We start from the raw sequence: 13,604 nt of genomic DNA on the forward strand, positions 1-13,604 counted from the left end.
CCGGTTCCTCAGATCCGGTGACCGTCCCACTCGTGGTCGTGCATGAATCCCTCGGCCAGGCCGACCTTGTAGCGCAAGCAACTGCGCAGGATGCCGCCATAGGCCACCGGCAGCAGCACCAGCGGCAACTGGTCGCCGCGGCAGCCGATGACGTCGTCCGAGCGCCGGAAGTCCCGGATGAACTGTCGCATCGACCGCCCGCGACGCGATTTGCGCCGCCATCCATACAGCAGCATGCCCAGCCCGATCATGCGATGCACGTCGGCGCCGGGTTCGATGATCCCGGCCGGTTCCGGGGCGTCGAAGAAGGCCCGGTCGATACCGTCGTCGGCGCCGAAGAGCATGATGCCGCTGGTGGCCCGGGGGTTGGCCTCGATGCAGAACAGCCCGTGCTCGTCCTCGATGAAGTCGAACCCGATCTGCCCGGTGAAGTTGATGTCGGCGACGAAGTCACGGATCCACTCGAAGATGCGCTCATGCTGTACCGGCGTGAAGTTCAGGCAGGAACTCCCGTCGATCGCGTAGTCGACCGGGTAGGCGGTATGCGCCCGGATGCGGCCCTCGTGCACCACCGAGTAGGTGCAGTAGTTGGTCCCGGTCGCCCACTCCTGGGCGATCCACGGATTGTCCGGCTCGAAGTCCAGCCAGCTCAACGAATCACCGGGGCGCACCTTGTGCACCTTCTGCGAGCCCCGCGAATAGCACTTCTTGAGCGCGAAGGTGCCGGTGAAGTCCAGCGCGGCAACCTCCTCCGGGCCGGTGACCTGCGCGTACTTACGCGTTGGGATGCCTCGCTCGGTGAGCAGCCGCTGGAACTCGTACTTGTGGTGCAACCGATTCTCCAACTCGAAATCCGAGAGGAACAGTGCACAGTCCGGCGGAAAGTGGTCGGCCATCATCGCGATGATGTCGGTTTCCTCGTGGATCGGGATGACCAGATCGACCTTCTCCGCCGCCACGATCCGCGCGAGTTCCTCGCAGTAGGCGCGCGGCTCGAACTTCGGGGGTGGCACCAGGTGGAAAGCCGAACTCGACCGGGAGATCCGGCCGACGCCGATCGGGATGCTGTCGACGAGGGTGACGCGATGACCGGCCGCAGCCATCAGCCGGGAGAGTTCCAGCGTCAGAAAGGACCGTCCGAAAGTGATCAGCACATGCTTGGGGTCGGCGGAACGCCCGGGTTCGAAGAAGTGCACGGGCAGAGTCTACGGAGGATCAGACGAGGCCGACGTCGTGACATCCCGGCAGATGCGCGACACCAGTGGCGAAGACCCGTCGAGGCATCCGCTATCACTCCGGCCACCTCGGGGAGCGCACGGGAATACCAGGTGCGTTCCGATTTGTTCCCTTGCTAACTTAATTCACAGGGTTGTCCGATTCGCGTGAGCAGATCCGACGGACCTCACACCGAGAAGATCAGAGACGATCTTGTCGGTGGACTACCGCATGCTGGATCACGACATGCGCGATAACGGCACGCCGAACACCGGCGTGATGCCGATGCGGCCCAGCCGGGTACGGCGGCAGGCCACTAGGGAATGGGAGGACGGGTAGATGTTCCTGGTCGGCGTCATCTCGGCATCCCTGGCGGCTCTCGCCTACGGCATGTCGACGGTGCTGCGCGCGCTGGGTGCCCGTCGCACGGCCACCACCGCCCGTGACGAGGGGCAGGACATCACCTCCTCCTCCGGCGGGCCGTCGTTGCAGTCGACGCTGTCGACCTTCGTCGACCCAGCCTTCATCCTCGGCACCATGATGGTCGTCATCGGTTTCGCCGGTGGTGCGGTCGCGGCCCGTTTCCTGCCGCTATTCCTGTCACAGACGATCGTGTCGGCCAACCTGGTGGTCACCGCCCTACTGGGCACGATCATGCTCGGCATCGCACTGCACACCCGGGAATGGGTGGCCATCTGGATGGTCGTCTTCTCGCTGTGCCTGCTGGGCGTGTCGTCGTCGCATCACACCGGCGCGGGCGAGGGCCGCACATTCCATTGGGGCCTGTTCTTCGCGACCCTCGGGGTCTGCGCGCTCGCCCTGATCGGCGTCTACCGCCTCGGGCGGCACGGCGCCATCGTCGGCGGTGCCGCCGCGGGCTTCCTGTTCGGCATCATCGCCATCGCGGTACGCATCCTCGATGGTGTACATCCGTTCGACGCCGTCACACTGCTGACCGATCCGGCGGCATGGACGATCGCCGTCGCCGGTGCAACCGGGTTCTTCGTGCAGACCGTCGCCCTCCAACTGGGCGCGGTCAACGGCGTGACGGCGGTGCTCGTCGTCGGGGAGACCGCGGGTCCGAGCCTGGTCGGCGTACTGTTCCTCGGCGACACCGCCGAGCCGGGGTTGGGCTGGCTGGCCATCGTCGGCTTCATCGGCGCGGTGATCGGCGCGGTGCTCGTCGCCTGGTACGGATCCGGCGACCCCGACCACTTCGGTGAGGCTCCGCCGATGAAGGGCGGTTGGCGACGCGGGCGGGAAGATCCCGAATGCGATGCCGGCGTGTGCGCCGATGTCGATGTCGCTGCCGATGTCGAGGTCGAGCCTGCCGCCGGAACTCGTGCCGACGAATCCGATACCCATGCCGACCGCAGCTGAGACCTCCCGCGCCACCGACACCAGCAGCGAAAGTTGTTGACACCCATCGCAGTGGACGTAACGGTGAAGAGATGACCTCAACGTCGGCGGCACGCACCGCATACGAGACGCTCGAACCATTCCACATCCTCGCCTACTTCAACCCGGGTTTGCGGTCCGCCCAGGCCGACCTCGGTCTCGACCCCTACGCGCTGTACTTCGGGGGCCGCGCCGCACCGCTCGGCGCCTGTAGCCACCCCGTGGTGACGTCGACCTTCTACAACTTCGAGCCGGGGCTGGTCGCCCGGTCCTGGGATGCCGTATTGGCCGCAGGGCTGGATCGGGTTGCTGCCCGCCGCGACGCCATGCTCGACGAGCAGTTGCGCACCATCCTCGGCGCCGGTATCGCCGACGATCCGCAGATCGCCGACCTGGCCGACGCCTACACCGAACTCGCCGGTCGAGTACCGCTGTCGGGCCGTCCGCTGGCCGCGGCGTGGGCCGGTGTGACGCTCCCCGACACGCCGCATCTCCGGCTCTGGTACGCGATCGCGATCCTGCGGGAATGGCGCGGCGACAACCACATTGCCACCCTGGTGGGTAGCGGCCTGAACGGTATCGACGCCATCGTCTTCCACGAGGCGACGCTGCCCGACCCGACGGTCACCCGGCGCATCATGGGGCGCCCGATGGCACAGCTGACCCGCGGATGGGACGACGACGCGTGGGAGGCCGCCGTCGACCGCCTCGTCGCAGCGGGCCTCGCCGAACGCGAGGGAGACCGACACCGGCTGACCCCCGACGGTGCCGCGCTGTACGACGACATCGAGGCAGCGACCGACGCCCTCGGCGAATCCCTGTGGAGTACAGCCGGTATCGACGAAGTACTGACCCGGACACGCCCGCTGGTGAAAGCTGTGCTGGATGCCGGTGTACTGCCCGGCACCACACGAAAGGAACCCTGAGGTGGATGTGGCGTATGCCGACGATGTGTCCGCGATCAAGAATCTCAAGTACCGGTACCTGCGTGCGCTGGACACCAAGGACTGGGATGCGTTCGCGCAGACGCTGACGCCGGATGTGACCGGCAACTACGGCGCCGACCTCGACTTCGGTAACCGTGACGACCTCGTCGGATATATGCGCGCGAATGTCGGTGCTGCGGTGATCACCGAACATCGGGTCGCCCACCCCGAGATCGAGGTCACCGGCGACACGGCGACCGGACGCTGGTATCTGCAGGACCGGGTGATCGTCGCGGAGTTCTCGTTCATGCTCGTCGGCGCGGCCTTCTACTCCGACGGCTACCGACGTACCGACGACGGCTGGCGGATCAGCGCCACCGGCTACGACCGCACCTACGAGGCGTCGATATCGCTGGCCGACCTGCCGAGTTTCGCACTCAAGGTGGGGCCGGCGATCAACCTCTGACCGGCCGTCGACTTCGGAATTGGAGGCGCCATGAGCAGGTTCGGACGTTCGGAACCGTTCGCCGATCGGCGTGAGGCCGGACAGCGTCTGGGTGCGGTGCTGGCGGGGACTGTCGCGGCCGACGGTTCCGCCTTCCCGTCCGGCCCCGATGTGCTGGTCCTGGGTCTGGCCCGCGGCGGTGTGCCGGTGGCCCGCGAGGTCGCCGACACCCTCGACGCCGACCTCGACGTGCTGGTGGTCCGCAAGATAGGTGCGCCCGGCCAGCCGGAGTTCGCGATGGGAGCCATCGCCACCGGCGGGCACGTCGTCGTCAATGACGACGTGCCCCGCCGGCTCGGGGTCAGCGCTGCACAGTTCGACGCCGCGCTGGCCCGTGAGCGCCGCATCCTCGCCGACCGCGAACACCGCTATCGCGCGGGCCGCGGTCCCCTACAGATCGCGGGTCGGACGGTGGTGCTCGTCGATGACGGACTAGCGACCGGGGCGTCGATGTCGGTGGCGCTCGTCGCGATGCGTTCCGCAGGGGCAGGCACACTCGTCGTCGCGGTGCCCACCGCACCGGCCGATGTCTTCGACCGGCTCCGGGTCGCGGGTGCCGACATGATCGTCGCCGTCACGACTCCCGACCCGTTTCATGCCGTCGGCCAGTCCTACCGGGACTTCAGCCAGGTCGGCGACGACGCGGTCCTCGCCGCACTGACTCGCGGGCGATCCTGACGATCACGTCGCGGTGATCGGACGGCCTAGGTGTTGAGCAGCAGGGCGGCGATCTCAGATCGGTCGGTCACATCCAGCTTGGTGCAGGCCCGATAGATGTGGCCTTCGACGGTGCGCACCGACACGGTGAGTCGCTGGGCGATCTCCTTGTTGGACAGACCGGCTGCGACGAGGTTCGCGATCTCACGTTCGCGCGAGGTGAGCGGGAGCGGGCGAGCGGCCTGGACCAGCGCGGGGGTGCGCAGTCCGCCGCATTCGGCGGCCAGCCGGTTGGCCACCGCCGACGACGCCACCGTCGCCGCTCGACCGCCCGCCGCATCGTGGATCACCCCGGCCTGTGCCGCGGCATCGGCCGCCGACAGCCGCAGTCCCAGCGCCTCGAAATCGGCCGCACACACATCGAGTTCGACGGCATCCGACTCGGCCAGGGTTGTGGCGTGCCGGACGTAGATCCGCACGGCCGGACTGTCGAGTTCGTCGGCCAGCTCGTCGAGCCGGGCGGCCGCGGTGGTGTCGCCGAACCGAACCGCGGTGTGCAGTGCCTCCGCCTCGATGGCGAATTGCCCTGACGCACGCGCCTCGTCGGCCGCCGACCGCGCCAGTTCCACCGCGCTGCTGACCGTGCCCGCCGACGCCGCCTGCCAGGATTCGGCGATCTTCAACATCGGACCGAAGACCGCCACATGGGTGCCGTAGTTCGCGCGGGCCTTGGCCAGTGCCGCCTGCGCCGCGTCGGACTGACCGAGCGCGCTGAGGCCCTGCACCAGATAGATGCGGGCCGGGAAGTTCCACGACTCAGAGAATTCGCCGCTGTCGATGGTGGCGAGCGTCTGCTCCATCCGACGGGTCACCGACGCGCACGAGCCACGCGACAATTCCACCGACGCCACCAGGATGCCGGACAGTGCCCAGCCCAGATACTGTGCGGCACTGGCGAAGTTGACGTAGCGGGCGCTGGCCTTCTCGGCGTCGTCGAGGCGGCCGGTGAGGGTCAGCGCGAGGATCTCACCGAGCGCGGTCGGGAACCGGAGCAGGCCGTCGACATCGGTTTCGCGGGTGAGTACCGCCAGTGCGTCGACGTCGCGGCCGCGGCCGCTGAGCGCGCGGGCCAGACCGCCGCCGAAGACGGCCCACTCGATCGCCCACGGGTTGGGGTTCTCACTGGCGAGGGCTTCGTCGGAGAGCGCGATCGCCTCACCGATACGGCCGGTGAACAGGGCACACGCCGAGGCGACCGCGGTGACGATCGGGGCGAGCGCCGGGTGGGTGACCCGCTCGCGCACCATGTGCAGTAGTTCCTCGGCCCGTTCGGCTTCTCCCAACGCCCAGAAGATCGTGCTGATCCGCAACAGCCCCCACCGCAGCAGCGCGACTTCGTCGAGGTCGGCAGGGTCGAAGCGGCTGAGGATCTCTTCGGCCTCATCGGGATGTCCCTGCCACATCAGCGCGCGGGCCAGCAGTTCGGCCTCGTCGAGACCGCCGCCTTCGGCGAGAGCGGTACGTGCGAACCGTTCCCCGAGCGGGGTCTGCGCCAGGTTCAGCGCATCCCGCGCAGCGGCACCGAGCAGCCCGACGTCGATGCCGACGTCGGATTCGATCGATAGGTCCGCCAACCGGATCCGTTCCGCCGGGGTGTTCAGGTCGCGAGCCTGCAAGACGCGCACCAGGTTGCCCCGAAGGCGACGGGAGGACACCAGACCCAGCCGCCGACGGATGACCTCACCGAACAGTGGGTGATGGAAGGCGACGTCGAGGCGCCGACCGCTGCGCGAGATACGCACGAGCCCGGCCATCTCGGCCTCTTCGACGGCTTCTTCCCCGGCGAGTTCGGCGAGCACGTCGATGTCGAGGGGTTCGCAGAGGCTCAGGTATTTGAGGGCGGTCAGCACCGAGTCGTCGAGTTGTTCGATGCGGCCTTCGAGGAGTGAGGCCAGTTCCGAGGTGATCGCGGTGCGTCCGCGTAACTGCCAGACGCCCTTGACCTGCCGAAGCGTGTCGGCCTGGCGCGCACCTTCGACGAGGTGGCGCAGGAACAGGGCATTGCCGCCGGACGCCTCCCACATCACATTCGCCGAATGCTCTTCGAGCTGCCCGCCGAGGACCGATTCGATCAGCTCGACGCTCTGATCCTTGGTGAACGGGGACAAGGTGATCCGGGTGAGGTGGTTGTCCTTCCACAGCGAGGTCACCGCATCCGGCACCGCCTCCCCACTGCGGACGGTCGCGACGATGTGTACGGCCCGGTCGATGGCCAGCTGATGCAGCAGGGTCGCCGACAGTTCGTCGAGCAGATGCGCGTCGTCGACGCCGATGACGACATCGCCTTCGCCGAGCAGGGATTCGCGTGCGGCCGCCAGGTAGGTGACCGGATCACTGGAGGTCGCGGGGCCGACGAGATGCGCGAACACACCGAGCGGGATCGATCGTGCCGATTCGGTGCCTGCCACCCAGCGCACCCCAGAACTCAGACCGGCCGTCACATGCCGGGCCAGAGTCGTCTTACCGACGCCCGAATCCCCGGTCAGCACAACACCACACGCCGCTGTCTCGCCAGTGAGTGCGGCCTGGATGGTGCGGAATTCGCGTTCCCTCTCCACCAAAGGCCATTCCCAGGACATATCTGCAGATAGTAGTCCTGGGGCGCCCTGCCCCGCATCGCCGAATCCCACCACGTACTTGGTCTTTTGTCCCAGTTTCCCTAATCCCCGGTGTCCGTGGCCGAGTTCAGGCGTCGCGTTTGTCGACCACGGCCACGGCGATACCGAAAAGGATTGCGGTGAAGCCTGCGAAGTAGGCCAGCGACCCGTAGGCGCCCCAGTGGAAGTCGTCGTTGCCACCGGACAGGAACGCAGTCGCGTTGAGAAAGGGCAGGAAGGGGCCCACATGTTCACCGACGGTCGGCAAGGCGGCGATGATGTTCTCGGCAACCCACGGCCAGATCAGCGCGAGCGCCACGGCACCCGCGGTGTGCCGCAGTAGGGCTCCGAGCGCGATCGCGATCACCATGTAGAGCGATGCGACGACCGGGGTGCCCCACATCGCCCGGATCGTGTCCGAGTCACCGAAATCGAGATCGGCTCCGGCTGCCGAAAATGCCAGGACCAGGCTCACCACGAAGAGCACCAGCACCACCACGAACGCCAGTACCGCGTAGACCACGGCCTTCGCGGTCAGCACCGTCCACCGCTTCGGAACGGCGAGGAAGGTCGGCTTGATCGTGCCGAATCGGTACTCGGAGGTGATCCCGAGGATCGCCATGATCGTCAAGACCGCGATGCCGAGCGTGTTGAGGCCCACCAGATACACGTAGACGTCCAGCGGATCGCCGTTCGAGCTGCCGATGCCGGTCAAGAACGCGAGACCGAGCGCCAGCACTGCGACTGTGCCCAGGCACCAGTACGGCGCCCGGGTGGTCGTCAGTTTGATGCGCTCGGCATTGATGGTCGCGATCATCGATTCATCCCCTGTCCCCCGTTGAAACCCTGTCCCCCGTTGAAGCCCTGTCCCCCGTTGAAACCCTGTCCCCCGTCGAAGCCCAATCCCCCGTTGAAGCCGGGGCCGGCCACGCCCGGCGGTGCCGTGGCCTGCCCGCCGTGATACTCGACGGCATTCGCGGTCACGGACATGAAGACCTCTTCCAGCGAGGCCGATTCGGCGGCCAGCTCATGCAGGACGACGCCCGCCGCGGCCGCGATCTCCCCGACCCGGTCGGTCGTGACATCGGGGACCATCATCGTCGGACGTCCCTTGCCGTCCACCGGTCCGGGCGTCGGCGACAGCCCCTCCGCCGCCAGCGCGACGTGCAGTTTCTGCAACTCGGGACTGCGCACCCGCGCCGACGTCCGAGCCTGGCTGAGGAATTCGGCGACCGAGCAGTCCGCGATCAGGCGCCCGCGGCCGATGACGATGAGATGGTCTGCGGTCAGCGACATCTCGGTGAGCAGATGGCTGGAGACGAAGACCGTCCGACCCTGTGTGGCAAGGTCTTTCATGAAGTTTCGGATCCAGACGATACCTTCGGGATCGAGTCCGTTGACCGGCTCGTCGAAGAGCAGGGTATGCGGATCGCCGAGCAGCGCACCCGCCAGTCCCAGCCGTTGCGACATACCCAGCGAGAATCCGCCCGCGCGTTTGGTGGCGACGGACTCCAGACCCACCATGCCGATGACCTCATCGACCCGAGAGACCGGAATGCGATTGGACGCGGCCAGCCAGCGCAGATGCGAACGCGCGGATCGGTTCGGATGGACCCATTTGGCGTCGAGTAGTGCACCGACCTGCCGTACCGGGTCGGCGAGGTCGGCGTAGTGCTGTCCGTTCACCGTCGCGGTTCCCGACGTCGGGCGGTCGAGCCCCAGCATCATCCGCATCGTGGTGGACTTACCGGCACCGTTCGGCCCGAGGAAGCCGGTGACGCGACCGGACGGGACCTCGAAGGTGAGGTTGTCGACGGCGCGGGTGTTACCGAACTCCTTGGTGAGACGATCGACTCTCAGCATGACCTGACCCTATCCGCGAAACGACCGCCGGCAGGGTCACCCGGCCGCGGCGCTACGACGTGGCGCGCTCGCCGTCGGGTGCCGGTGAGGACGCCCGCGCCCAGAAACGTCGAGGTATTCGGCCCGCTCCGGCGGCCAGGCGCCCCGCTACCACGGCATACGCCATCGCGGCGGCCATCCGCTCGGGGTCATCCGCTCGAGTGACCGCCGAGGCCAGCAGCACACCATCGCAGCCGAGTTCCATCGCCAGCGCTGCGTCGCTGGCCGTCCCGATCCCGGCGTCGAGAATCACCGGCACCTGTGTGTCGGCGACGATCATCTCGATGTTGTGCGGGTTGAGGATGCCCAGTCCGGTACCGATCGGCGACCCCAGCGGCATCACCGCGGCCACCCCGAGATCGGCCAGCCGTGCAGCCAGCACCGGATCGTCGTTGGTGTAGGCGAGGACGACGAAACCATCCGCGACGAGTTGTGCGGCGGCGTCGACCAGCTCGATCGGATCGGGCATCAGGGTCCGGTCGTCGGCGACGACTTCGAGTTTCACCCAATCGGTCTCGACCGCCTCCCGCGCGAGCTGCGCGGTCAGGACGGCCTCGGCGGTGGTGTGACAGCCCGCGGTGTTCGGCAGGACCGCGATGCCCAGTCTGCGCAACATCTCGATCATGCCGGTTCCCGACGCGGCCACCCGCCGGATCGCGACCGTCGTCAGCTCGGTTCCCGAGGCCACCAGTGCCCGCTCGAGGACAGCCAGGTTGGTCGCGCCGCCGGTGCCGGTGATCAGCCGCGAACCGAACTCACGGTCGGCGATCCGCAGCACATCGTCGACGCTCGGGGCGGGACCGCTACTCGCACCGGCCGTCTCAACCACCCTGCACCGCCGTCACGATCTCGACCGACGATCCGTCGGGAATGGATTGCGCCCAACTACCTTTCGGTACCACCGCACCGTCGACGGCGACTGCCAGCCCGCGGTCGGGAAGGTCGAGGCTGCGCAGCAGACCCGCGACTGTGACGCCGGCGGACACCTCGGTCGGCTCGCCGTTGACCGTGATCGTCATCGATTTCCTCCTACTGAATCACGTTCCGCCGAGTGACCATCCGGGTCGGCCAAGAGTTCGCCGACCGTATGCGCGGTCCACGGCGCCAGGACGATTCCGTTGCGCCCGTGGCCGATGGCCGCGACGGTCCGCTCATCGAGGCGACGGACAATGGGCAAACCATCGGCGGTACACGGCCGCAGCCCGGCACCGGCCTCGGCGAGCTCATAGGTCCGCAGACCCGGCATGACCTCGATGGCATCGGCCAGCAGATCGGCGACACCACCGGCCTCCGGTACCGTGGGCTCGGTCCACGAGGCATCCTGCGGTTCGTATTGCGTCGCACCGACGACGACCCCGTCGGACCGCGGAACAAGGTAGACGATCCGTCCGTCGACCCGCGCACGCACCACATGCTGCGGCGGCGGCACCGACCATCGGGTGCGTCGTAGCCGCAGGATCTCCCCTTTTGCCGGATGCAGCGTGTCGGCGACGGCCGGGAGGAGCCGTGTCGCCCCCAGCCCGGCGGCCACCACGATCTGATCGTCGGAAAGTTCGGCGAGATCGTCGATGCGCGCGTCGACGAGCTGCGCTCCGGCCGCGACGAGGGCGGTGCGCAACGCCGCGAGCAGCCGTCGGTTGTCCACCGCCCATTCCCCCCGCGCGCGGTAGCCGCCGATCAGCCGCGAGCTCAGGGATGGCTCCAGGACACGAATCTCGTTGCGCGACACCATATTAAGTCCAGTTGGCGGGGAGCCGTCCGCGCCCGGATCGTCGGCGGGCGCCGGGCGATGCGCCCACACAAAATCGGCCAGCCCGCGGAGATACTCGGCATCGGCCGCGCTCGAAGCGACGAACAGCGAATCGCACGCCACCCGCACCGTCGGGTCGCCGAGTCGATCCAGCAGTGCGGGCCATCGACGTACCGACGTCGCCGACAAGGCGAGGGCCCGCTCTTCGCCCGGATGCCCTTCACCGAGCGAACCCAGCATCCCGCCCGCGACCTGCGACGCCCGCACCTCGGCACCGGCGTCGAACACCCGCACCCGCCAGCCGGCGTCGGCTGCGGCGAGTGCGCAGGACAAACCGATGACACCACCGCCGACGACGGCGACGGTCCGCCTTTGCGCCGATGACGGCACACCCATGTGAACTCCACCTTCCTTCGCCGGCATTACCCGGATCAGGTCTGACGGTCTGCGGCATCCCGCACTCTCAGCCCGGCCGTCCCGGGCTCCCGTGTTGTGTCCTCCACCCTAACGCTCTCCACATCCCCCGATCCGGCGGCCGGTAGCGTGACCGCCGTGACCACCACCCGCGAGCTCCTCGACGCAAGCACCCTCTATCTGTGCACCGACGCCCGACGCGAACACGGTGACCTCGTCGAATTCGTCTCGGCGGCCCTCTCCGGCGGTGTCGGCATCGTGCAACTCCGAGACAAGGGATCAGTGGGTGAACAGCGCTTCGGTGTCCTCGAGGCGCGCGCCGAGATCGACACGCTGCACCGTTTGCGTGAGGTCACCGCAGCCCACGGCGCCCTGCTCGCGGTCAACGACCGCGCCGACATCGCCGCCATCGCGGGAGCCGACGTACTGCATGTCGGCCAGGGCGATCTCACCCCCGCCCAGGCCCGGCGCATCGTCGGCGACGGCGTGATCATCGGGGCGTCGACACATGACACCGACCAGGCGCGCGCCGCCATCGCCGACGACGACGTCGACTATTTCTGTGTCGGCCCGTGCTGGAGCACACCCACCAAACCGGGGCGGGCGGCGGCCGGTCTCGACCTGGTCCGCGCCGCAGCACAGGCCATCGAGGCAGATCCGGCGGCCGCCAAACCGTGGTTCGCGATCGGCGGCATCGACGCCGCGCGGGTACCCGAGGTGACCGCGGCCGGTGCCCGGCGCATCGTCGTGGTGCGGGCGATCACGGCGTCGGCCGACCCCGCGGCGGCCGCACGCGAGCTGGTCGGACTCGTCTCCGCCAGACGCTGACCGGCATGCAGGACCGTCATCCGGTCGGCGAAACCCGTTTGCCCACGCCCCGCACCGGGGTCTACCCTGGACGCCATCATGTTGCGCATGCAGAACCTTCTCGTAACCCGCCGCAGCGGGGTCTGATCTGACCGACCCCCCGCTGCGGGGTCGTTGCGCTCTCATCACGCATCTGCTCGTCGGTCATCTCCTCCACGACCGGAATCGATTCAGACGATGCAACCCTTCTCCGTCACCGAAGACCAGCCGACCGATACCTTCACCGCGGGCCTGCCGCGCGGAATCCGCGAAGAGGCGGCCGGGCTGTCCCCCGAGACCTTCACCGCACGATATGCGCCCGCCGGACGTATCCGCCTCGGCTCCTTCTCCGCACAGACCTGCCATGGTGATCTCGTCGAATGCCGGGCGACCGTCGCCACCGGCGACCGCATCCGCTCCCTGCGTGCTGTCGCCAGCGGCCGGATCGGCGCCATGACGTCGATGCTGCATGACATCGGTGCCACCATCTCGATCGTCTCCTCACACCAGCGTCCGACCGAGAGTGGGATGGCCGCCTTCCTGCTGTGTGAACGGGACGGGCGACAGATGTGGGCCTACGGCGATGGGGCCGACTGCGACGAGGCGAACGTCAACGCCCTGATCGCGGGCGCGAACCGGCTGCTCGCGGCCTGAGCACCTGCCTGCCGTTCAGGTCTGGCCCGTTCAAGTCTGGCCGTTCACGTCTGGGGATCCAGGGCGGTCATCCGTTCCCGCAGCGCGGGCCATGCCTGCCCGAAGGCCGGATGCAGCGGCAGCCCGTCGACCTCGGCCTCCGCGACCCAGCGCAACTCGGCGGATTCCCCGTTCGCAACGGTCCGTACCGGCTCACCGACATCGGCGATGACCGTCGTGTAGGTCCAGCCACTGGGCGCCTCATGGGTGACCACCGCGGCGACGACGCGCAGGTCGGCGTCGCCGATACCGGCTTCTTCGCCTGCCTCGCGGACCGCGGTGTCGACCGCCGACTCATGTGAGTCACGGGCACCGCCGGGCAGCCCCCAGGTACCGCCCTGATGCGACCAGATGGCGCGATGCTGCAGCAGGATGCCGACCTGACCGTCGGCCAGCGGCGCACGCAGCAGGAGTCCGGCCGCACCATGCACGCCCCAATAGCGCGCACCGTCGGGGTCGATCACCCATCCGTCGCCGTCTCCGCGCACATCGCCTCCTCACGGACCGCTGGTGGCGGTGCGACACGGTGCCGACCATGACGCACTCATCGGACTCCACCGTAGGTGAGTCGACTCACGACCGCCACGTCCGTCTCACTCTGGGTCGAAACCTGTTCGCAGGTCTACCGCACAGCGCCTCCG

General features: G+C 68.1%; 14 protein-coding genes and 1 riboswitch. Of the genes, 6 read left to right on the forward strand and 8 right to left on the reverse strand.

All coding sequences use genetic code 11. From position 1 onward, the window contains the following. Positions 1 to 8 precede the first annotated feature (8 nt). Entirely contained in the window at positions 9 to 1,196 is a 1,188-nt protein-coding gene (locus QSJ18_RS16640; protein ID WP_286327719.1) for an ATP-grasp domain-containing protein, read from the reverse strand. Between the two features lie 358 nt (positions 1,197 to 1,554). On the opposite strand from QSJ18_RS16640, the gene QSJ18_RS16645 reads away from it, so the two are divergent. The 4 genes from QSJ18_RS16645 (at position 1,555) to QSJ18_RS16660 (ending at position 4,722) form a co-directional block, all read left to right on the forward strand. Beyond that, positions 1,555 to 2,595: an EamA/RhaT family transporter gene (locus QSJ18_RS16645; protein ID WP_286327720.1), complete on the forward strand. Its 1,041-nt coding sequence runs from the start codon at positions 1,555 to 1,557 to the stop codon at positions 2,593 to 2,595. A 71-nt stretch (positions 2,596 to 2,666) separates the two neighbouring features. Then, entirely contained in the window at positions 2,667 to 3,539 is an 873-nt protein-coding gene (locus QSJ18_RS16650) for an SCO6745 family protein (protein WP_286327721.1), read from the forward strand. A gap of 1 nt (position 3,540) precedes the next feature. Next, positions 3,541 to 4,005 carry a nuclear transport factor 2 family protein gene (locus QSJ18_RS16655; RefSeq protein WP_286327722.1) on the forward strand — a complete coding sequence of 155 codons (465 nt, stop codon included), beginning with the start codon at positions 3,541 to 3,543 and terminating at the stop codon, positions 4,003 to 4,005. A gap of 30 nt (positions 4,006 to 4,035) precedes the next feature. Continuing rightward, on the forward strand, positions 4,036 to 4,722 hold the full coding sequence (locus QSJ18_RS16660; protein WP_286327723.1) for a phosphoribosyltransferase: 687 nt from the start codon (positions 4,036 to 4,038) through the stop codon (positions 4,720 to 4,722). A gap of 26 nt (positions 4,723 to 4,748) precedes the next feature. On the opposite strand, the gene QSJ18_RS16665 is transcribed toward QSJ18_RS16660, so the two are convergent. From QSJ18_RS16665 to QSJ18_RS16690, 6 genes are all read right to left on the reverse strand, one after another. Continuing rightward, on the reverse strand, positions 4,749 to 7,340 hold the full coding sequence (locus QSJ18_RS16665; RefSeq protein ID WP_286327724.1) for a LuxR C-terminal-related transcriptional regulator: 2,592 nt from the start codon (positions 7,338 to 7,340) through the stop codon (positions 4,749 to 4,751). Positions 7,341 to 7,446: 106 nt separating this feature from the next. Continuing rightward, positions 7,447 to 8,175 (reverse strand): ABC transporter permease, encoded by a 729-nt coding sequence (locus QSJ18_RS16670; RefSeq protein ID WP_286327725.1) that lies wholly within the window; start codon positions 8,173 to 8,175, stop codon positions 7,447 to 7,449. Then, on the reverse strand, positions 8,172 to 9,221 hold the full coding sequence (locus QSJ18_RS16675; protein WP_286327726.1) for an ABC transporter ATP-binding protein: 1,050 nt from the start codon (positions 9,219 to 9,221) through the stop codon (positions 8,172 to 8,174). The genes QSJ18_RS16670 and QSJ18_RS16675 overlap by 4 nt, the downstream gene beginning before the upstream one ends. Positions 9,222 to 9,273: 52 nt before the next feature. Further along, positions 9,274 to 10,089 (reverse strand): thiazole synthase, encoded by an 816-nt coding sequence (gene thiG / locus QSJ18_RS16680; RefSeq protein WP_286327727.1) that lies wholly within the window; start codon positions 10,087 to 10,089, stop codon positions 9,274 to 9,276. Next, positions 10,082 to 10,279 carry a sulfur carrier protein ThiS gene (gene thiS, locus QSJ18_RS16685; protein ID WP_286327728.1) on the reverse strand — a complete coding sequence of 66 codons (198 nt, stop codon included), beginning with the start codon at positions 10,277 to 10,279 and terminating at the stop codon, positions 10,082 to 10,084. The genes thiG and thiS overlap by 8 nt, the downstream gene beginning before the upstream one ends. Continuing rightward, positions 10,276 to 11,406, reverse strand: coding sequence for an FAD-dependent oxidoreductase (locus QSJ18_RS16690; protein WP_286327729.1), 1,131 nt, complete (start codon positions 11,404 to 11,406; stop codon positions 10,276 to 10,278). The genes thiS and QSJ18_RS16690 overlap by 4 nt, the downstream gene beginning before the upstream one ends. Continuing rightward, a riboswitch (TPP riboswitch) is annotated at positions 11,402 to 11,509 on the reverse strand. (Overlaps the previous gene by 5 nt.) Positions 11,510 to 11,562: 53 nt before the next feature. On the opposite strand from QSJ18_RS16690, the gene thiE reads away from it, so the two are divergent. Next, positions 11,563 to 12,252 carry a thiamine phosphate synthase gene (gene thiE / locus QSJ18_RS16695; RefSeq protein ID WP_286327730.1) on the forward strand — a complete coding sequence of 230 codons (690 nt, stop codon included), beginning with the start codon at positions 11,563 to 11,565 and terminating at the stop codon, positions 12,250 to 12,252. Positions 12,253 to 12,555: 303 nt separating this feature from the next. After that, complete coding sequence (locus QSJ18_RS16700; RefSeq protein ID WP_286327770.1) at positions 12,556 to 12,924, forward strand: 2-isopropylmalate synthase; 369 nt, start codon at positions 12,556 to 12,558, stop codon at positions 12,922 to 12,924. A 44-nt stretch (positions 12,925 to 12,968) separates the two neighbouring features. Here the strand turns inward: QSJ18_RS16700 and QSJ18_RS16705 are convergent, their stop codons facing one another. Next, positions 12,969 to 13,451, reverse strand: coding sequence for an NUDIX hydrolase (locus QSJ18_RS16705; RefSeq protein ID WP_286327732.1), 483 nt, complete (start codon positions 13,449 to 13,451; stop codon positions 12,969 to 12,971). Between the last annotated feature and the right edge of the window lie 153 nt (positions 13,452 to 13,604).

Source organism: Gordonia heveisoli (assembly GCF_030315745.1).
Classification (GTDB): Bacteria; Actinomycetota; Actinomycetes; order Mycobacteriales; family Mycobacteriaceae; genus Gordonia.